This is a genomic window from Nocardioides terrigena (assembly GCF_003047265.1).
GTDB lineage: Bacteria > Actinomycetota > Actinomycetes > Propionibacteriales > Nocardioidaceae > Nocardioides > Nocardioides terrigena.
The window spans coordinates 189,122-207,739 of record NZ_PZYY01000007.1; the positions used below are offsets into that span (position 1 = coordinate 189,122).

At 71.0% G+C, this 18,618-nt stretch carries 19 protein-coding genes; 12 read left to right on the forward strand and 7 right to left on the reverse strand.

Translation table 11 applies throughout. The features are described from left to right. Positions 1-18: 18 nt before the first annotated feature. From DAE25_RS16550 to DAE25_RS16560, 3 genes are all read right to left on the reverse strand, one after another. Positions 19-1,020: a serine hydrolase domain-containing protein gene (locus DAE25_RS16550; RefSeq protein ID WP_107767246.1), complete on the reverse strand. Its 1,002-nt coding sequence runs from the start codon at positions 1,018-1,020 to the stop codon at positions 19-21. Between the two features lie 122 nt (positions 1,021-1,142). Continuing rightward, positions 1,143-2,072 (reverse strand): aminoglycoside phosphotransferase family protein, encoded by a 930-nt coding sequence (locus tag DAE25_RS16555; protein WP_199907640.1) that lies wholly within the window; start codon positions 2,070-2,072, stop codon positions 1,143-1,145. A gap of 208 nt (positions 2,073-2,280) precedes the next feature. Beyond that, positions 2,281-2,976 (reverse strand): TetR/AcrR family transcriptional regulator, encoded by a 696-nt coding sequence (locus DAE25_RS16560; RefSeq protein WP_107767248.1) that lies wholly within the window; start codon positions 2,974-2,976, stop codon positions 2,281-2,283. Between the two features lie 127 nt (positions 2,977-3,103). On the opposite strand from DAE25_RS16560, the gene DAE25_RS16565 reads away from it, so the two are divergent. Both DAE25_RS16565 and DAE25_RS24230 read left to right on the forward strand, forming a co-directional pair. After that, positions 3,104-3,871, forward strand: coding sequence for a class I SAM-dependent methyltransferase (locus DAE25_RS16565; protein WP_199907641.1), 768 nt, complete (start codon positions 3,104-3,106; stop codon positions 3,869-3,871). 128 nt (positions 3,872-3,999) lie between these two features. After that, entirely contained in the window at positions 4,000-4,167 is a 168-nt protein-coding gene (locus tag DAE25_RS24230; protein WP_325050376.1) for a hypothetical protein, read from the forward strand. 44 nt (positions 4,168-4,211) lie between these two features. On the opposite strand, the gene DAE25_RS16575 is transcribed toward DAE25_RS24230, so the two are convergent. Together DAE25_RS16575 and DAE25_RS16580 are read right to left on the reverse strand one after the other, a co-directional pair. Next, positions 4,212-5,057 carry an AbiJ-NTD4 domain-containing protein gene (locus DAE25_RS16575; RefSeq protein ID WP_159083795.1) on the reverse strand — a complete coding sequence of 282 codons (846 nt, stop codon included), beginning with the start codon at positions 5,055-5,057 and terminating at the stop codon, positions 4,212-4,214. A 40-nt stretch (positions 5,058-5,097) separates the two neighbouring features. Further along, positions 5,098-6,615 carry an ATP-dependent DNA ligase gene (locus DAE25_RS16580; RefSeq protein WP_107767250.1) on the reverse strand — a complete coding sequence of 506 codons (1,518 nt, stop codon included), beginning with the start codon at positions 6,613-6,615 and terminating at the stop codon, positions 5,098-5,100. Positions 6,616-6,677: 62 nt separating this feature from the next. Between DAE25_RS16580 and DAE25_RS16585 the strand changes: the two genes are divergently transcribed. Next, positions 6,678-7,301 carry a hypothetical protein gene (locus DAE25_RS16585; RefSeq protein WP_107767251.1) on the forward strand — a complete coding sequence of 208 codons (624 nt, stop codon included), beginning with the start codon at positions 6,678-6,680 and terminating at the stop codon, positions 7,299-7,301. 1 nt (position 7,302) lies between these two features. On the opposite strand, the gene DAE25_RS16590 is transcribed toward DAE25_RS16585, so the two are convergent. Beyond that, positions 7,303-8,187 carry a tryptophan 2,3-dioxygenase gene (locus tag DAE25_RS16590; RefSeq protein ID WP_107767252.1) on the reverse strand — a complete coding sequence of 295 codons (885 nt, stop codon included), beginning with the start codon at positions 8,185-8,187 and terminating at the stop codon, positions 7,303-7,305. A 39-nt stretch (positions 8,188-8,226) separates the two neighbouring features. Here DAE25_RS16590 and DAE25_RS16595 point away from each other — a divergent pair, with 39 nt between their 5' ends. The 3 genes from DAE25_RS16595 (at position 8,227) to DAE25_RS16605 (ending at position 11,870) form a co-directional block, all read left to right on the forward strand. After that, the gene (locus DAE25_RS16595) at positions 8,227-9,180 is read left to right on the forward strand and encodes a DNA-3-methyladenine glycosylase family protein (RefSeq protein WP_107767253.1); all 954 of its coding nucleotides are present in this window, start codon (positions 8,227-8,229) and stop codon (positions 9,178-9,180) included. Between the two features lie 96 nt (positions 9,181-9,276). Then, entirely contained in the window at positions 9,277-10,986 is a 1,710-nt protein-coding gene (locus DAE25_RS16600; protein ID WP_107767254.1) for an FAD-dependent oxidoreductase, read from the forward strand. After that, positions 10,983-11,870 (forward strand): hypothetical protein, encoded by an 888-nt coding sequence (locus tag DAE25_RS16605; RefSeq protein WP_107767255.1) that lies wholly within the window; start codon positions 10,983-10,985, stop codon positions 11,868-11,870. Before DAE25_RS16600 ends, DAE25_RS16605 begins: the two co-directional genes overlap by 4 nt. Here the strand turns inward: DAE25_RS16605 and DAE25_RS16610 are convergent. Beyond that, positions 11,830-13,074, reverse strand: a complete 1,245-nt coding sequence (locus DAE25_RS16610; RefSeq protein WP_234411102.1) for a phospholipase D-like domain-containing protein — start codon at positions 13,072-13,074, stop codon at positions 11,830-11,832. The two genes, DAE25_RS16605 and DAE25_RS16610, sit on opposite strands and share 41 nt — an antisense overlap. A gap of 80 nt (positions 13,075-13,154) precedes the next feature. Here DAE25_RS16610 and DAE25_RS16615 point away from each other — a divergent pair, with 80 nt between their 5' ends. From DAE25_RS16615 to DAE25_RS23255, 6 genes are all read left to right on the forward strand, one after another. Then, entirely contained in the window at positions 13,155-13,739 is a 585-nt protein-coding gene (locus tag DAE25_RS16615) for a dihydrofolate reductase family protein (protein WP_107767257.1), read from the forward strand. Between the two features lie 163 nt (positions 13,740-13,902). Beyond that, complete coding sequence (locus DAE25_RS16620) at positions 13,903-14,964, forward strand: Kelch repeat-containing protein (RefSeq protein WP_107767258.1); 1,062 nt, start codon at positions 13,903-13,905, stop codon at positions 14,962-14,964. 54 nt (positions 14,965-15,018) lie between these two features. Further along, the gene (uvrB, locus tag DAE25_RS16625; RefSeq protein ID WP_107767259.1) at positions 15,019-17,145 is read left to right on the forward strand and encodes an excinuclease ABC subunit UvrB; all 2,127 of its coding nucleotides are present in this window, start codon (positions 15,019-15,021) and stop codon (positions 17,143-17,145) included. 2 nt (positions 17,146-17,147) lie between these two features. Continuing rightward, positions 17,148-17,513 (forward strand): MmcQ/YjbR family DNA-binding protein, encoded by a 366-nt coding sequence (locus DAE25_RS16630; RefSeq protein ID WP_107767260.1) that lies wholly within the window; start codon positions 17,148-17,150, stop codon positions 17,511-17,513. A 49-nt stretch (positions 17,514-17,562) separates the two neighbouring features. Beyond that, entirely contained in the window at positions 17,563-18,072 is a 510-nt protein-coding gene (locus tag DAE25_RS16635; protein WP_107767261.1) for a hypothetical protein, read from the forward strand. A 1-nt stretch (position 18,073) separates the two neighbouring features. Further along, a complete protein-coding gene (locus tag DAE25_RS23255; RefSeq protein ID WP_159083796.1) occupies positions 18,074-18,616 on the forward strand; it encodes a hypothetical protein in 543 nt (180 codons plus the stop codon). The last annotated feature ends 2 nt before the right edge of the window (positions 18,617-18,618 follow it).

Consider the following 18,618-nt stretch of genomic DNA (forward strand, 5'->3'; position numbering starts at 1 on the left):
AGCGGACCCCGACGGCGGTCAGGTGTGTGACTCGACGACCTCGACGACGGGCCAGGCGCCACCCATCGTCGTCGAGATGACCGTAGCCGTCGTGCCCTGCTGCGGGTGGTGGCTCGACCAGAAGGAGACGCCCGCGTCGGCACCCGACATCGTGATTCGGACAGAGTCGTCATCCAGCCAGAAGCCGAGACCGTAGCAGCGGGACTCGCCAGGGTCGGGCTCGCTGCGCGCCCTCACCATGTCGGCGAGGGTCTCCACACGGACGATCCGCCCTGCCGTCAGTGCTGTCCAGAACCGTGCCACGTCGGCGGTGGTCGTGTATGCCCCGCCGTCTCCGCTGGCGACCACCGGCAGGTGGAAGACGTTGGTTCGCCAATGGCCCCCACTTTCGATGTAGCCCAGTGCTGCCCTGCCTGGAAGAGCGTCGGAGCGTGGGAACCCGGTGTCGACCATGCCTGCGGGGGAGCAGACGAGCTCGCCCACCAGGTCCTGGTACGGACGACCAGCGACACGCTCCGCCATCAGGGCGAGCACGACGAAGCCGCCGTTGCAGTAGGAGAACCTGTCACCGGCGCGGAACTTCGTCGGGTGGCCATCGAGGATCGGGAGGAAGTCCTCGGTCGTCACCAGGCGATGCGCCGACACCGGCAGCTCGTACTCCTCGCCGTCGAGCTCGTCCTCGTCGAGGTAGTCGCCGATGCCGGACCGGTGGGAGAGCAGGTGCTCGATGGTGACGTCGTCTGCGATCAGCGGCAGATCAGTGCCAAGTACCTGACGTGCCGTGGTCGAGAGGGCAAGGAGCCCCTCCTCCATCAGGCGGAGCACCACCAACGCGGTGAACGTCTTGGACCCACTCGCCATGCCCAGTTGGCTGTCGGTGGTCATGGCAATGCCGTGCCTCCGATCGGCCAGTCCGTACGCCGCGTCGAAGGCGACAGCACCATCTCGCTCGAACCGGACCACGCCCGCGAAACCTGTCCGCGCTGCGGTCTCGGCGACGCGACGGCTCACCTCGCTCATCGCGCCACGCTACCGGCACGAGGGGAGTCCACGTCGGCATCGGGCCGGTCACCGGGATGCCGTTGCCGCATGCCCGGTTGGCCATGCGACGGCCCGGCGTTGTGGCCCACCAGAAATGGGCCCTACCGGAGCCGGATGTCTACCTCGGCTGCGATCGTCTCGACCATCGAGGTGAGGCGCTCGACTCGGGCGGGCATGGTGCGCCGATAGTTGGCGATGGTGAGCAGGCCCGGGCCGACAAAGGCCCACGCACGGGCGCGGGTCCAAGTGGCGTCATCGGCCCCGGACGCGGCGCGGAGCACCTCGCGAGCCGGGGCGTCGAAGATGCTCCAGGCGTAGAGCAGGTCCACGGACCGATCGCCGACGCCAACGCCGCCGAAGTCGATGACCCCAGCCAGCCGCCCGTCGTTATGAGCGAGAAGGTTCTCCTCGGACAAGTCGGTGTGGACCCAGCAGGCGGCTTCGGTAGCCGCAGGGACGTCGCGCACGCGGCGCCATGCCTCACGAACGTTGCCTGGGTCGAACAGGTCCGCCAGTTCTGCAGCCGCGTGTTCGGCCCATCGGTCGATGGTGTCGGTGACCGGCTCGCCGCAGCGATAGCCCCAATGCTCGGGCTCGACCGGAACATCCGCGGTGTCGACAGCGTGGAGGCTCCCGAGGAAGGTGCCGAGGGAGCCTGCCAACCGAGCCTGCTGGGAACCGTCCAGGGCGAGCGGAAGGTCGCCAGGCACCCAGGACACGACCGCCCACGGCCGAGGGAAGGTCCCGCTGGGCTGGCCGACGGCGACGACGTCCGGGACTGCAACCGGCAGACCGGGTGCAAGGCGGGGCAGCCAGCGCACTTCATTCACCAGGTCCGCGACGTAGTCGTCCGACCGGGGCAGGCGGATGGCCAGGGTGTCTCCGAGGCGGAACACCCAGTTGCTGCTCCCGGACGCGCTGCTCGGCCGGACGGGCATGTCGGCCAGACGCGGGGCTTGCTCACGAAGCAGCCGGGTCACGACCTGGGGGTCTGGGACAACGTCGGCCGGCACAGAGGCGAGTGCGCTCACCCGCACATGGTCGTCGACTCGCGGAGTGATGCAACTCGGTTTAGCCGCCTTGAGTGCGGATCGTGAGTCGGACCGGACGTGAGACCCCCCGAGCATGCTCCGTGAGCGGGCGGACGAGTCGCGGCTGATCCGGTCACCGGCGTCGCCCAGAGGGACGCACCCAGTGAGTCTGGATCCGGGCCGAACATCCGCGAGCCTGCGCGGATCTTCAGGGTCGGCGTGTCGAGACCGAGAGCGCCGTGGCGACGAGGAAGTCGCGCACCTGCTCCGGCGACACGGCACCGACGGTCGGCATGCCCGGGGCGGACTCGCCGACCAGGATGCCGACGCGGGCGAGCTGGAGCCCGCCGAGTGCGCTGGCGTAGAGCTGGTTGGCGAGCAGGTTGGTGTCCTCGACCTCGAAGTCGCCGGCGGTGACGCCGTCGTCGATGACGCCGGACAGCACGGACAGGCAGGCCGAGATGCTGCGCCCGAGCCGGAAGAGGGCGCTCTCGCTGATCTCGTCGAGGAGCTCGGGGCCAGTACGCCGCATCAACGTCTGCGCGCAGTCGACGAACGCGGGGTAGGTCAGGCCGTAGTCGACGAACGCGGTGACGATGGCGGTGAGGCGCGTGGCGGGGTCGCCGGCCTGGTCGGCTCCGGCGGCGAGGGCGTCGCGCAGCTCGTCGAGGTAACCGGTCAGGGTGAGCGCGAAGAGCTCCTCCTTGCCGGTGAAGTGCCGGTAGACGATGGCCCGGTTGATGCCGACCGCCTGGGCGATGTCCTCGATCTGGGCGTCGCGCACGCCGCGCTCGTCGAAGAGCCGGCGGGTGGCGTCGAGGATCTCGCGCTCGCGCTGCCGGCGGCGGGCCGCGGCGGCCGATCGCCGGCCGTCCACGCGAGGCGCCTGCTCACTCGTCGACATGCGAGAAGTGTAGGCCGTGTGCAACCCGGAGTTGCACGGCTGTGACGGCCGTCGCGGCGGCTCAGAGGGGCCGACGGATCCGATCGGCAGCGGGCCCGAGTCCGTTCCTTCGGGGGAGACTGTGCAGGTGTCCGAGGACCGCAGCGCCGAGATCGCCTGGAACCGTGAGCTCTGGGCGATCGTGAACGAGCGCTTCACGGACGGGTCGGCCGAGAGCATGTGGCGCCGGCCGGAGGTGGTGTGGGGACTGTTCGCCGCACCAGAACGAGAGCTCGGCGTCGTCGGTGACGTGCGCGGCCTGGACGTCCTGGACCTCGCGTGCGGCACGGCGTACTTCGCCGCGTGGCTCGCGCGTATGGGTGCACGGCCGGTCGCCCTGGACCTCTCGGGTAAGCAGCTCGCCACGGCGCGGGGCCTCCAGGGCCGGCTCGGTCCCGACTTCCCGCTCGTCCAGGGCGATGCCGAGCGTGTGCCCCTGGCCGACGGACGCTTCGACCTCGTCGTGAGCGAGCACGGGGCGGCCGCGTGGTGCGACCCCGCACGCTGGCTCCCTGAGGCAGCGAGGCTCCTGCGACCGGGTGGGCGCCTGGTCTTCCTGACCAACAGCACCCTCTCGACGCTGTGCGTCCCGGCGGACGGTGGGGTGGCGGGGGACCGGCTGCTGCGCGGCCAGCGCGAGACCCACCGGGTGCAGTGGCCGGGAGGCGGCTTCGAGTTCCACCCGTCGCACGGCGAGTGGGTGCGTCAGCTCCGCGCCGCCGGCTTCGTCATCGAGGCCATGCACGAGATGTACGCGCCGGCGGACGGTCTCGACCACCCGTTCTACGAGATCGTGTCGCGGGAGTGGGCGACCCGGTGGCCGGCCGAGGAGCTGTGGGTGGCCGTCCGGGCGTGACGGTCCGCGTGCCCCGAGTCAGAGGCGTGCCCGCACGTCCTCGATGGTGTCGGCCTCGTGGGCCTGCTTGTCGTCGCGGTAGCGCAGCACCCGAGCGAAGCGACAGCGCCACCCCACCGGGGTAACGGGTGGAGCGCTGGAAGCCGTCGAAGGCGATCTCGACGACCTGCTCGGGGCGGACGTGCACGACGAAGGCGCTGCGGTCGGTCGGCGAGGTGGCGAGCATTCTCTCCGTCTGCCAGGCCAACATCTCGTCGGTCATCCCCTTGAACGTCTTCGCCGCAACCAATTACTGAACCACCAGCCTCGGTCATCTGGGGGACTTAGGTGAGGATGGGCGCTACTTCACCGGCTGGAGAGAGATTCCAGCAGCAGACGCCTTCGCCGTGAGCAGTCCGATAAAGGCTGAACACGACACCAAGAAGTACAGGGCGTCGTCTACCGTCACACTTGACTCAAGTTGCAGCGAATGGCGGATGCCGTCGCCGTCGCTTGTGTAGCCGTACAACTTCAACCAAGATTCCTTCAGTGCCGGATGGATTGATACTCCGGCGTCCTCAAGTTTCTTGATGGCGGCTCCCAGAGTGTCTCGCTTTCCGACAATCGACGCGCACAATGACTCGACTGCCGACACGGCCTCCTTGATGGCATTCTCTGGATCTGTGGCGTCTCGGGCGCTCAGAAGGGCCAAACTCTTCGACAGATGTGTCCGAACGCCCGTGAGAGGAGACTGGAGTGCGTCTTCAATGGTCTGAATATGTGACTCGTCAGTGATTGGAACGAGTCGTCCATTGACGAACCGGTAACCCGAGAGGTACTTCTGCAACGCGGTGTTCGCAAGTTCGAACATCTCATCGCTATGCGTCGAGTCCCAAAGATGGTTCAGGACAAACTCAAGCAGATCGTAGGGCTTGTACCACTCCGGCTGATAAAAGTAGGATTTGATGGAATCGTTTGCGTGCTGCAACCAGTCCGGTATCGCATCAATCGGCAACTCGAAGAAGTTCAGATAGATGTCTCGATATGCCTCAGCGCGTTGTGAATACTTCATCTCGCCTCCGCCGGTGTCTAGGCAGATGTAGACGAGGGACCACAATCGATTCCGGAGTGGCGCGTCGATGGTCTCAACCTGAACGACACTTCGCACTTCGGTTGCGCCGATGCGTTGAGAGAATCGGCCTGGCATTAATTTCTCCTGACTTCCGGCAGGGGAGCGCGGTGCAATCTCATAGCGACGTGCCGTGGATGAACGCGCGGACAGCCGCGATGGTATCGGCTTCATCGGGCGTTTTGTCGGATCGATAGCGAATGACCCGAGCAAACCTAAGGGCGACGCCACCCGGATATCGACTTGACCTCTGCACGCCGTCAAAAGCAATCTCGACTACCTGCTCTGGGCGAACGCGGACGACCCAACCGTTGTCCTCGGTCTTCAACTCGGTGAACCGCTCGGTCTGCCATCGGAGCGTTCGATCATCAAGACCCTTGAACGTCTTGCCGAGCATCACGAACCCGCCCTCGGGGTCGCGGGCGCCGAGGTGGATGTTGGACAGCCAGCCCTGGCGGCGGCCGCTGCCCCACTCCACGGCGAGCACCACCAGGTCGAGGGTGTGTACCGGCTTGACCTTTATCCACCCGGCGCCGCGCCGGCCCGCCTCGTAGCGGGCATCGAGGTGCTTGACGACGACGCCCTCGTGCCCGGCAGCGAGGGTGGTGGCGACGAACTCCTGGGCCGCCGCGGGGTCGTCGGTGACCAGGCGGCCGACGCGGTGCTTCGGGGGGACCAGTGCGTCGAGGGTGGCGAGCCGCTCGCGGCCGGGCTCGTCGAGGAGATCGCGCCCGTCGACGTGCAGGACGTCGAAGAAGTAGGGCACGACCACACCGCCGCCCGCGGCCTGCGCGGTGCGCGACGACGTCTCCTGGAAGGGGCGCGGGCGCCCGTCGTCGGCCAGCAGGAGCGCCTCGCCGTCGAGGACGAACCGCTGCGCCGGCAGCGACCGGGCGATCTCGACGACCTCGGGGAGGCGCCCGGTGATGTCGTCGAGGCTGCGGGTGACGACCAGGACGTCGTCGCCGTCGCGGTGCACCTGGATCCGGATGCCGTCGAGCTTGGCGTCGATCGCGACCGGGGCGCCGGCCATCTTGTCGAGCGCGGCGGTGATGTCGGGGGCGCTCGAGGCGAGCATCGGCAGGACCGGGCGGCCGACCTCGAGGCCGATGGCCGACAGCGCCTCCTCGCCCCCCTCGAAGGCCGCGACCGCGGCGGCGAGCGTGCTGCCCGCGAGCATCGCGGCGCGGCGTACGGACGTGAGCGGGACCTCGGCGACGACGGCGACCGCCTCCTGGACTTGGGCGTCGAGCGCGCCCTGGCGCACCTCGCCCGTGACGAGGCCGCGCAGCCAGGCCTGCTCGTCGGCCGTGGCCCGGCCGAAGAGGTCCGCCACGGCCGCCTTGCGGGCGGCCTGGGAGCCGGCACCGGCGATCGCGCTGATCGCGTCGAAGGCCGCGTGGACCTCGCTGACCGTCAGCGTCGGCGTTGGGGCAGGTGCGGGGAGGTCGCTGAGCCCACGCCAGCCCAGGCCGGTGCGGCGCTGGCGGAGCGTGCCGCCGAGGTAGGCCACCACGGTCTCGAGCTCCCCGGGCTCGGCCTGCCGCAGTGCCTCGGCCAGCGACGCGGCCTTGGCCTTGCGGGAGCGCGTGGCGCTGACGGCCTGCGAGGTGGCGACGAGGTCGGCGAGGAGCATGGGCCCATCCTGCCGCGCACCACCGACACCGCACCTCACCCGACGGGTGGCACGATGCGGGGGTGCGGGGGAGACGGTCGGGGGTCCGCGAGCGCTTCACCGGACGGATCGCCGGCGTCGGCAGCGCGAGCGGCGTACGCGTCGTGGTCGGCCGTTGGGACGATGGTCCGTGGGGTGCCTTCGCCGACCTGATGGTCGAGGACGCCACCGGCTACCGGGTGCTCGTCGCCCCCGATGAGCGGGTCCGCGACTTCGTGGCCTCGACGTACACCTTCGACGAGGTCGTCATCACGCCCGTCGAGGTCACCGACACCGTCGACGGCTGGCACGTCGCGTCCTCGCCGCTCGACCTCGACCTCACGGTCGGCGGCCCGACCCTGCTGGGGAGGCTGCTGGGCCTGGTGCCCCGTCGGGTGGCCACGTCGCCCGCCTGGTGCACGCTCATCGACCCCGTCGCCCGGGTCGTCCTGCGCGGCGTGCGGACCCGCGGGACGGCGGGTCAGGAGCGTCGCGAGTGGTACGGCGCGACGTCGGTGCGCGCGGTGACGTCACTGCGGGGCAGGTGGCGGGGCGAGGACCTCGGTGTGCTGGCACCGGTCGACCCGCCGTGCCGGTTCGGCTTCTCCTCGACCCCACGGCGGCCGTCGGTCACCGCCGTGGTGACCACCATCGAGCGGACCCGCTGAGCTACTCCCCGACGCGGGTGCGGACGGCGAAGAGCTCGGGGAAGAACGTCAGGTCCAGCGCCCGGCGCAGGAAGTCGACGCCGCTCGAGCCGCCGGTGCCCACCTTGTGGCCGATGGTCCGCTGCACGACCTGGAGGTGGCGGAAGCGCCACTGCTGGAAGTTGTCCTCCACGTCGACCAGCTCCTCGCAGGTCTCGTAGACGCCCCAGTGCTCGGCCGGCGCGGCGTAGACCGTCGCGAAGACGTCGACGAGCCCGGGGGAGAGGGTGTGCGCGACGGTGACGTCGCGGTCGAGGAGCTCGGCCGGGACGGCGTACCCGTGGCGAGCGAGGTAGCGGAGGAACTCGTCGTACAGCGACGGCTCGGCGAGCAGAGCGGACAGGGCGTCGTACGCCGCGCGGTCGTGGCCGAAGACGCGCACCATGTCGGCGTCCTTGTTGCCGAGGAGGAACTCGACCTCGCGGTACTGCGCCGACTGGAAGCCCGATGACGTGGCCAGGAACGGCCGGATCTCGGCGTACTCGCTGGGCGTCAACGTGGCCAGCACGGCCCACTGGTCGGTGAGCACACGCTGGATGTGCTTGACCCGCGCCAGCCGCTTGAGCGCGGGGGCGAGGTCGTCGCTGCCGAGCAGGTCGCGGGCCGAGCGCAGCTCGTGGACCATCAGCTTGAGCCACAGCTCGCTGGTCTGGTGCTGGACGATGAAGAGCAGCTCGTCGTGCTGCGGTGGGTCGCTCTGCGGTTGCTGGGCGGCGAGGAGCAGGTCGAGGCGCAGGTAGTCGCCGTAGGACATCTGGCTGCTGAAGTCGCGCTCGATGGTCGGCTCGATCTCGCGCCGGTTGGCAGCGTCGCCGGTCCCGGTCCGGCCTGTGTCGGATTCACCCATGGCAGGAACGTAGTCGGTGCCGTCGTCTACCGTCGCGGTGTGGGTGAGGCACTGACGCGCGAGTGGCGGCCGGACTGGCCGTGCGCCGCGACGGCGGTGCTGGCCCAGCAGCGCCGTGGGGCCGGCGACCCGACCCAGCGCACGGACCTCTGCGGCCGGGTCTGGCGGGCCACGCGTACGCCGGACGGGCCGGCGACGCTCCGGGTCGAGCAGCACGCCGCGGACGGGCTGGTCGTCGGGACGGCCTGGGGTCCGGGCGCGGCGTGGACGCTGGAGACGATGCCGTCCCTGCTCGGCGCCGACGACGACCCCACCGGCTTCGAGCCGCTGCACCCGGCGGTCGCCGAGGGCTGGCGGCTGCGCCCCCACTGGCGCCTCGGCGCCAGCCGGCGCGTGATGGAGGCGCTGGTTCCCTCCATCCTCGAGCAGAAGGTCACCGGCAAGCAGGCGTTCGGGGCCTTCCGCCAGCTCGTGCTCCACCACGGTGACCCCGCGCCCGGGCCCGTGGACGTCGTCGGTGAGCTGCGCCTCCACGTCCAGCCCGCACCCGCCACCTTGGCGCTGATCCCGTCGTGGGAGTGGCTCCGGCTCGGGGTGGAGCCCTTCCAGTCCCGCGCCCTGGTCACGGCCTGCCGGGTCGCCGACTCCCTGGAGCGCCTCGTCGACGTCGGGACCGACGAGTTCGACCGCCGGCTGCGGTCGTTGCCGGGGCTGGGCGTGTGGACGAGCGCCGAGGTGCGCCAGCGGGCCCTCGGCGATGCCGACGCGGTCAGCTTCGGCGACTACCACCTGGCCAACCACGTCGGCTGGGCGCTCTTCGGCCACGACATCACCGACGAGGAGATGGCCGAGGCCCTCGAGCCCTACCGGCCGCAGCGCGGGCGGGCCGCGGCGCTGGCGTGTGCCGGAGGCCGGACCCGGCCACGGAGGGGCCCGCGGATGAGCGTGCCGACCCACCTCCCGACCCGCGGCACCGGGCGTCGTACGCGCTGATCGGACCGCACCCGGACCACCAGAAATGGGGTCGCTGGACCCCGGCCCCGCGAGTAGCGTCGAGCGCACGACTGGAGGCGCCGAGGGAGGGCCACCGTGGACGACGTCGAGCCTGTCCTGCTGCTGGCCACCACCGACCCCGCCTCGCGCGCGGTGATCGGCTCGGAGCTGCGCCGGCGCTACGGCACCGACTACGAGGTCGTCGTCTGCGCCGACTACGCCCATGCGCGCGCCGTCCTCGAGGGCCTGCGCCGCTGGGGACGACAGGTCGCCCTGGTCATCGGCTGCTACGGGCCCGGGGACCGTGACGGCCTCGACTTCCTGCGGCGGGCCTACGGCCTGCACCCGTCCGCCAAGCGGGTCATCGCCGTGGTGTGGGGTGACTTCGAGAGCACCTCCACCGTGTTCTCGGCCATCGCCCATGGGCACGCCGAGGTCCTGGTGCTCAGGCCCGAGCGGCCGCGCGACGAGGAGTTCCACGGCGCACTCACGGATGCCCTCGACGACTGGCACCTGGCCCAGGGCATCGGCTTCGAGGCCGTGCGGCTCATCGGCGAGGAGCGCGACGAGCGCACCCACATGCTGCGGGACACCTTCGGCCGCAACCACATCCCGGTGGGCTTCCACCAGGTCGGCACGGAGGCGGCCGCACGGATGCTGGAGGGCCTCGGGCTGGAGGACCCGGCCCTGCCGGTGGTGGTGCTCGCCTTCACGTCCCCGCCGACGACGCTCGAGGCCCCGACCGACCTCGAGATCGCCGACGCGTTCGGCCTGACGCGGCCGCCACGGACCGACCACGTGTACGACGTGGTGGTCGTGGGCGCAGGTCCCAGCGGCCTCGCCGCGGCCGTCTACGCCTCGTCGGAGGGGCTCTCGACCCTCGTGGTCGAGCAGCAGGCGGTGGGCGGCCAGGCCGGCACGTCGTCGCTGATCCGCAACTATCCCGGCTTCTCGCGCGGGGTGTCCGGTGCCCACCTCGCCTTCCGCTCCTTCCAGCAGGCGTGGGCGTTCGGGACGGAGTACTTCTTCATGCGCCAGGTGCAGGGACTGGGCGCCGAGGGGGACGTGCGCACGGTCTCCATGTCCGACGGCAGCGTGGTGCGGGGGAGGAGCGTGGTCATCGCCACCGGGGTCGACTACCGCCGCCTCGACGTGCCCGAGCTCGAGTCGTTGGTCGGCCGCGGGGTGTTCTACGGAGCGGCCGTCGCCGAGGCCCCCTCGATGACGGGCCAGGAGGTGTACGTCGTGGGCGGCGGCAACTCCGCCGGCCAGGCCGCGTTGCACCTGGCCCGCTACGCCCGCCAGGTGACCCTGCTCGTGCGTGGAGCGTCGCTGGCGGCGAGCATGTCCGACTACCTCATCGGCCAGCTCGAGGCGACCCGCAACGTGGCCATCCGCTATCACGCCGCGGTGGTCGGTGGGCGTGAGGCGGACGGCTGCCTGGCTGGGCTGACCGTCGGCGACACCCGGGCCGACCCCCGGGAGGGCGAGCCGGAGGAGGTGCCCGCCGCCGGGCTCTTCGTGCTCATCGGCTCGGTGCCGCGCACCGCGTGGCTGCCCGACGAGGTGGCGCGCGACGAGGCCGGATTCGTCCGGACCGGACCGGACCCCGCCGACGCGGCCGGGATGGCGCAGGGCCGGGCCCGGCTGCCGCTGGAGACCAGCATGCCGGGGGTCTTCGCCGTCGGTGACGTGCGCGCCGGGTCCATCAAGCGCGTGGCCACAGCAGTGGGGGACGGCGCGACCGTGATCGCCCTGCTGCACGGCTACCTCGCCGCCCACCCGCTCGCAGGCACCCCCGCATGACCGGCCGCGACCTCGCCGTCGTCACCCCGATGCGGGTGATCCTGTTCGTCGCCGCGGGACTCGTGTTCCTCGCAGGCCTCCAGCTGACAGTTTTCCCGCTGCGCACCGCCGACTGGTTCGCCTGGACGATCGACGTGCCGATGACCGCCGTCTTCCTCGGCGCGGCCTACTGGTCGAGCGCGGTGCTCGAGGTCGCCGGCGCCCGGTCGGCCGGCTGGGGCCGGGCCCGCCTCACCGTCTGGACGGTGCTGGTCTTCACCTCACTGACCCTGGTGGTGACGCTGGTCCACCTCGACGCGTTCCACCTCGGTCCCGGCCACCCGGTCAGCGCCCGGATCGTCACCTGGGGCTGGCTGGCGATCTACGCCGGCGTGCCGGTCGCGATGCTGGTGGCGCTCGCCATCCAGACGACGTCGCGGACCCCGGCGCCGCGTTCGGCGCTGCGGCCGCTCCCGTCCGGGCTGCGGGCGCTGCTGGTGGTCCTCGCCGTCGTGCTGCTCACGGGCGGCGTGGCGCTGCTGGTCGCGCCGGGGTGGGCGCCCGGGGGCTGGCCCTGGCCGCTCACGGATCTGACCGGCCGTGCCGTCGGGGCGTGGCTCGTCGGGCTCGGCTGGGCGGCCGCCCACGCCCGGCTCATCGACGACGTGGACCGGGTGCAGCCGCTCGGGCAGACGGGTGTCGTCTTCGTCGTGCTCGAGGCGATCGCCCTGCTGCGGTACGGCGACGCGCTGGACTGGTCGGGGCGGCCCGCGGTGGTCTTCGTCCTGGTCCTCGGGGGGATCGGCGCGGCGGGTGCCTGGATCCTGCTGCTCGGCCGCGCGGGGCGGCGTACGGGCCAGGGCCTCAGAGCAGGGGACGCAGCGGCGCGAGGACGAACTCGGTGAACTTGCGGTGCAGGTCGCGCGCCTCCCACTCGCCGAGCGTCAGCTCCAGCGAGTTGGACTCGTCGGTCAGGAAGATCTCCTCGAGCACCACCGCCATCGACTCGTCGATCACCTCGACGTTGATCTCGTAGTTGCCCTGGAGACTGAGCCGGTCGACGTTGGCGGTGCCGACCGTGGACCAGTTGCCGTCGATGGTCGACGTCTTGGCGTGCACCATCGCGTCGCGGAAGCGCAGGATCCGCACGCCGGAGTGCAGGAGCTGGCCGAAGTAGCCGCGCGAGATCCAGTCGGCCACGATGTGGTTGGACTTGAGCGGCAGCAGCAGCCGGACGTCGACACCGCGACGCGACGCGTCCTTGAGCGCGTCCACGAAGTCCTGGTCGGGGATGAAGTAGGCGTGGGTCATCCAGATGTTGCGGGTGGCCCGGTTGATCGCGTCGAGGTACATCGACCGGATCGGGAAGACCCACAGCCGCGGCACGTTGCGCGCGAAGCGGATCCGCGGCTCCCAGACCGACGCCGTCTCGAGGAGCAGCGGGCGCTCGCTGCGGCCGATGCGCTTGCGGCGGTTGAGGTTCCAGAAGTCGGCGAACGCACGCTTCAGGTCCCACACGCCGGGCCCGGTGATCCGCACGTGGGTGTCGCGCCACTCGGTCGCGTAGGCCGTGCCGATGTTGTAGCCGCCGACGAAGCCGACCTCCTCGTCCACGACCAGGATCTTGCGGTGGTCGCGGCCGTAGCGGCGCAGGTCCCAGAACTTCAGGCCGGCCGAGTAGACGGGGTAGCGCAGCACCTTGACCGACGGCGGGAAGCTCAGGAAGCGTGGCGAGACGACGAGGTTGGCGAAGCCGTCGTAGATGCAGTAGACCTCCACGCCCCGCTCCGCGGCATCGATGAGCGCTTCCTTGAAGCGCTCGCCGACCTCGTCGCCCTTCCAGATGTAGGTCTCGAAGAGGACCTGCTTCCGCGCGCCGTCGATGGCCGCCAGCATGTCGTCGTACAGGTCCTGCCCGAAGGTGTACGTCGTGAGCGTGCCGTCGCCGACCTCCACGCTCTGCGGCGGGGTGACCGGGAACGGCTTGGGCTTCTTGCCGCGGCGGCGGTAGGAGTCGACGAGCGAGAGCGCGATGGCGAAGAGGAACTGGAAGGCCACGACCGACAGCAGCGTCCGGCGGACGACGGTCAGCACACGGGCGGCGGTCACACGCACAAGATAGCGACGGCGGGCCAGCGGTGCGCGGGGGCCGTTCCGGTCGACGCGACCGGCGCTGGCAGCATGGCGGCATGCGCCGACTCGTCTACCTCGTCGCCGTCACGCTCGACGGCTTCATCGCCGGCCCCGAGGGGGGTGACCCGAGCGGGAGCGACGCCTTCCCGGTGACGCCCGACCTCGTGGAGCACCTCGTCTCGACCTATCCCGAGACCCTGCCCGGACCTGCACGCGCGGCGATGGGCATCGAGGGGCCGGGCCAGCACTTCGACACGGTGGTGGAGGGACGCGCGTCGTACGAGCTCGGCCTGGCCGCCGGTCTCGACGACGCCTACCCGCACCTGCGCCACCTGGTCGTGTCGAGCTCGCTCGCCGGTCGCACCGACCTCCCGGTGGAGGTCGTCCCCGGGGATCCGGTGGGCCGGGTCCGCCAGCTCAAGGCGGAGGCGGGGCTCGACATCTGGCTGGTGGGCGGCGGCACCCTGGCGCACGCGCTCCTGCCCGAGATCGACCGGCTCGTGCTCAAGGTCAACCCGACGGTCCTCGGCGCGGGCATCCCGCTCTTCGCCGGCCCGGAGACGGTCGCCCGCTTCACGCCCGTCGACCAGGTCGACCTGGCCGGGGGAGTCCGGGTCGTCACCCTCGACCGGGTGCGCTGACCGAGGGCGGGAACGCGGTGGCCACCGCGCTCGTCCGACGGGTGTGCGCCGTCGCCCCGCTGTCCCCGTCGTCGGGTTGTTGCTCCCGCTCCTGGTCGCCTGCGGGACCGACCGCGTCGACGCGCCCGAACCGGGCGGGACGTCACCGGCGGGGGAGGGATGGGTGCGCCTCCCCGATGCACCGCTGTCGCCCCGCAGCCGCTCGGTGGTGGAGGGCGTCGGGGACCGGGTGGTCGTGGTCGGTGGGTGGGAGCTGCTGTGCCCGCCGATGGCCGACTGCGCCTTTCCCGAGACTCCGCTCCTGGCCGACGGCGCCGTCCTCGACACCCGCGCCGACGAGTGGACGCCCATGGCCGCCGCGCCGTTCGGCCTGGTGGGGGACCACCGGCAGACCGTCGCGCTGGGCGGCTCCCTGTTCACCGTGACCGGGTGCCGCGCCGGCATGGGGTGCGCCGGCCCGCCCGAGCTGCTCGAGTACGACGTGGCGGCCGACCGCTGGGTCGAGCACGGTCGGGTGCCGGGGACGCGTACGTCGTACCTCGCGCTCGTCCCCGTCGGCGACCGGATCGTCGTGCACCGGGGGTCGGACGAGCAGGGCCGGTCGCCCGACCTGGTCTTCGACCCCGGCACGGGGGCGTGGGAGAGGCTGCCGGACGACCCGCTGCCCGAGGTCTACGACCGCTTCGCCGTGGCCGTCGGGGACGACCTCGTGCTCGCGGGATCGCCCGCGGCGGCCCTGGACGACGGTGGGGTGCCCGACACCAAGCTGCTGGCCCGCCTCGACCTGGCGACCGGGACGTGGACGCGGCTGCCGGACGCCCCGGGCCCCGGATACCAGCTGTGGGCTGCGGGGGACGGGCTCCTGCTCAATGGTCACTACCGGCCGGCGTGGCTCCTCGATCCGGCGACCGGGCCCTGGAGCGACCTGCCCGTCCTGGACGGCGACGGTGGGGTCGACCTCTACGGCGTCGTGGACGGCGACGACTCGACGTACGAGCTCTACTCGGTCGGGTCTCTGGGGCGCGACGGGCGCGCTCGCCTCTACGACGTCGCGTCGGGTGAGTACCTGAGCGTCCCGGCGCCACCGGGCCGGGAGGAGGCGTACGACGAAGCCTCGACGGCGGTGGGGTCCTCCCTCTTCGTCTTCGGTGGGCAGCAGTGGTCAGGGTCCCGGGACGGGACGCTGCTCCGTGACGCCTGGCTGTGGACCCCGCCCGAGGGGTGAGCCCAGGACCTCGCTGCCGAGGCCGTTGTCGGTGCGCGGTCGTAGGCTCGACGCATGCGTCCAGTCACAGACCTCGAGCGCCGCGTCGCCCCCTTCAAGGTCGTCTCCGACTACACGCCGTCGGGCGACCAGCCGGCGGCCATCGAGGAGATCACGCAGCGCATCCAGGGCGGGGAGCAGGACATCGTGCTGCTCGGTGCGACGGGCACCGGCAAGACGGCCACGGTCGCGTGGGTGGCCGAGCAGCTCCAGCGCCCGATGCTGGTGCTCCAGCCCAACAAGACGCTCGCCGCACAGTTCGCCAACGAGCTGCGGATGCTCTTCCCTGACAACGCGGTGGAGTACTTCGTCTCCTACTACGACTACTACCAGCCCGAGGCCTACGTCCCGCAGACGGACACCTACATCGAGAAGGACTCCTCGATCAACGAGGAGGTCGAGCGGCTGCGGCACAGTGCGACCAACAGCCTGCTGACCCGGCGCGACGTCATCGTGGTCAGCACCGTCTCCTGCATCTACGGCCTCGGCACCCCGCAGGAGTACGTCGACCGGATGCTGCGGCTGCGGGTCGGCGAGGAGCACGACCGTGACTCGATCCTGCGGCGGCTCGTCGAGATCCAGTACACCCGCAACGACATGTCCTTCACCCGCGGCACCTTCCGGGTCCGCGGGGACACCCTCGAGATCTTCCCGGTCTACGAGGAGCTCGCGGTGCGCATCGAGTTCTTCGGCGACGAGGTCGAGCGGTTGATGACGCTGCACCCGGTCACCGGCGAGGTCATCACCGAGGACCAGGAGCTCCACGTCTTCCCGGCGACCCACTACGTCGCCGGCCCCGAGCGCATGGAGCGCGCGATCAAGGGCATCGAGCTCGAGCTCGAGGACCAGCTCGCGACCTTCGAGCGCCAGGGCAAGCTGCTCGAGGCGCAGCGGCTGCGGATGCGCACGACGTACGACGTCGAGATGATGCGGCAGGTCGGCTCCTGCTCCGGCATCGAGAACTACTCGATGCACATGGACGGCCGCGCCCCGGGCTCGGCGCCCAACACGCTGCTCGACTACTTCGCGGAGGACTATGTCCTCGTCGTCGACGAGTCGCACGTCGCCGTGCCGCAGATCGGCGGCATGTACGAGGGCGACATGTCCCGCAAGCGCAACCTCGTCGACCACGGCTTCCGGCTGCCCAGCGCGATGGACAACCGACCGCTGCGGTGGGAAGAGTTCCTCGAGCGGATCGGGCAGACGATCTACCTCTCGGCGACCCCGGGCAACTACGAGCTCGACAAGGTCGGCGGCGTCGACAACACCGTCCAGCAGATCATCCGCCCGACCGGACTGATCGACCCCGAGGTGGTGGTCAAGCCGACCAAGGGCCAGATCGACGACCTCATCCACGAGATCCGCACGCGCTCGGACAAGGAGGAGCGCGTCCTGGTGACCACGCTGACGAAGAAGATGTCGGAGGACCTCACCGACTACCTCCTCGACGCCGGCATCCGCACGCGTTACCTCCACTCCGAGGTCGACACGCTCAAGCGCATCGAGCTGCTGCGTGACCTTCGGCTGGGGGAGTACGACGTCCTGGTCGGCATCAACCTGCTCCGCGAGGGACTCGACCTGCCGGAGGTCTCCCTCGTGGCGATCCTCGACGCCGACAAGGAGGGGTTCCTGCGCTCCGACAAGTCGCTCATCCAGACGATCGGCCGCGCGGCCCGCAACGTCTCCGGCCAGGTCCACATGTATGCCGACAAGATCACCCCGTCGATGGAGGCGGCGATCGACGAGACCAACCGGCGTCGCCAGATCCAGGTCGACTACAACACCGAGCACGGCATCGACCCGACCCCGCTGCGCAAGAAGATCGCCGACATCACCGAGATGCTCGCCCGCGAGGACGAGACCACCCAGGAGCTGCTGCAGACCTGGGCCGACGTCGGGCAGAAGGGCCGGGCCGGGGGAGTCAAGGCCAAGTCGCCGACCCCGTCCCTGTCCAAGCTCCACTCCGACTTGCCGGACACCGCCGGGATCCCCTCGGCCGACCTGGCCGAGCTGATCCAGGGGCTCACCGACCAGATGAAGACCGCAGCCGCCGAGCTGCAGTTCGAGGTCGCCGCCCGCCTGCGCGACGAGATCAGCGAGCTCAAGAAGGAGCTCCGCCAGATGATGGAGGCGACCAAGTAGGCGTGGACGCTGCCGAGCTCGAGGCCCACTGCGCGGCCAAGCCGGGTGCCTGGCCCGACAACCCGTGGGGCCATGACCTGCCCGTCTACAAGGTGGGCGCGGGCGAGCGGGGCAAGATCTTCGCCTTCCTCGCCCGGGACCGCGTCGGCATCAAGGCCGCGACGACCCGGGAGGCCGCCGACGAGTGGCTCGACCGGCACCCGGCCGACGCCTCGGTGATGGCCTACATCGGCCGCAGCGGGTGGAACGACCTCTCGCTCGTCGGCGCTATCCCCGACGAGGAGATCCTCGAGGCGGTCGACGAGTCCTACCGGCTCGTCGTCTCCAAGCTCCCCGCCAAGGCCCGTCCGCCCGGCTGGGACGAGTGACTCCGCCCGTCGGCGCCCGATCGGCGCCGGTTGCTGCCACCATGCGTGCATGAACCGCCGCACCAACATCGGGCTCGCCGTCCTGGTGCTCCTCCTCGGTGCCGTCTTCACGGTGCTCGTGGTGCGCGACCCCGAGTCCCCACGCGCGGCCACCCCGGCCGCCGCCGATGACGCGGCGAGCCGGCAGGGTGCCGCCACCCGGACCGCCGCGGCCCAGGTCGAGGCCTTCCTGGACATCGACCACACCTCCGTCGACGCCCAGCTGGAGCAGATGCTGGAGGGCGCCACCCAGGACTTCCGGCGCCAGTTCGCCGGGCAGGTCCGCACGATCACCGCCGAGGCCGAGCGACGCCGGTCCAGCGCCGACGTGACCTTGCTGGGGGTCGGGCTGACCTCCTTCGCCGACGACGCGGCGACCGTGCTGGTCGCGGCCGACACCGAGGTCACCAGCACGGTCGGCGGAGGCACCGAGCGGCGTGCCGTCCCTTGGCGCATCCGGGTCGACCTGGTCCGGGACGGGGACCGCTGGCTCACCGACGGCCTGCGGTTCGTGAACTGACATGGCTGACGAGACCCCGCAGCGCTCGGCGCTCGCCAGCCCCTGGCTCACCGCGGTCCTGCTCCTCGCGGCCCTGGTGCTCGGCTCCCTCGCCGCGTTGGAGGCGTACGACGACCGGTCGCGGTCCACGGTCGCCCCGGCCGCAGCCAGGGTGCCCGTCCTCGGCGAGGTCGCCCGCACGCGCCTCCAGGACCAGGCCGCACGGTCGGCCGAGGACGTGCTGACCTACCGCCACGACACCTTCGACGAGGACGTCGAGTCCACCTCGCAGCGGCTCACCCCGGAGTTCGCCACCGAGTACGCCGCCGCCATGGAGCGGGTCCGCGCCGACACGATGACCGACGAGATCGACCAGCGGGCCACCGCGGTGGCGTCGGGAGTCGTCTCCGCGAGCGACGCCCGGGCCGAGGTGCTCGTCTTCGTCAACCAGGAGACGACGTCTGGCACCACGGGCGCGCGCCGTGTCGAGCGCAACCGGCTCGTCGTACAGCTCGAACGACGCGGTGGCGCGTGGACCGTGGCCGGGGTCACCTCCCTCGGCTAGGT

Excerpts from the sequence above, each read along its gene's own strand:
- DAE25_RS16605 (WP_107767255.1), top strand. The coding sequence starts at position 10,983 with ATGACCGGCCGCGACCTCGCCGTCGTCACCCCGATGCGGGTGATCCTG.
- DAE25_RS16580 (WP_107767250.1), bottom strand. The coding sequence starts at position 6,615 with ATGCTCCTCGCCGACCTCGTCGCCACCTCGCAGGCCGTCAGCGCCACG.
- DAE25_RS16615 (WP_107767257.1), top strand. The coding sequence starts at position 13,155 with ATGCGCCGACTCGTCTACCTCGTCGCCGTCACGCTCGACGGCTTCATC.
- DAE25_RS16590 (WP_107767252.1), bottom strand. The coding sequence starts at position 8,187 with ATGGGTGAATCCGACACAGGCCGGACCGGGACCGGCGACGCTGCCAAC.
- DAE25_RS16635 (WP_107767261.1), top strand. The coding sequence starts at position 17,563 with ATGAACCGCCGCACCAACATCGGGCTCGCCGTCCTGGTGCTCCTCCTC.
- DAE25_RS16550 (WP_107767246.1), bottom strand. The coding sequence starts at position 1,020 with ATGAGCGAGGTGAGCCGTCGCGTCGCCGAGACCGCAGCGCGGACAGGT.
- DAE25_RS16575 (WP_159083795.1), bottom strand. The coding sequence starts at position 5,057 with ATGCCAGGCCGATTCTCTCAACGCATCGGCGCAACCGAAGTGCGAAGT.
- DAE25_RS16560 (WP_107767248.1), bottom strand. The coding sequence starts at position 2,976 with ATGTCGACGAGTGAGCAGGCGCCTCGCGTGGACGGCCGGCGATCGGCC.
- DAE25_RS23255 (WP_159083796.1), top strand. The coding sequence starts at position 18,074 with ATGGCTGACGAGACCCCGCAGCGCTCGGCGCTCGCCAGCCCCTGGCTC.
- uvrB (WP_107767259.1), top strand. The coding sequence starts at position 15,019 with ATGCGTCCAGTCACAGACCTCGAGCGCCGCGTCGCCCCCTTCAAGGTC.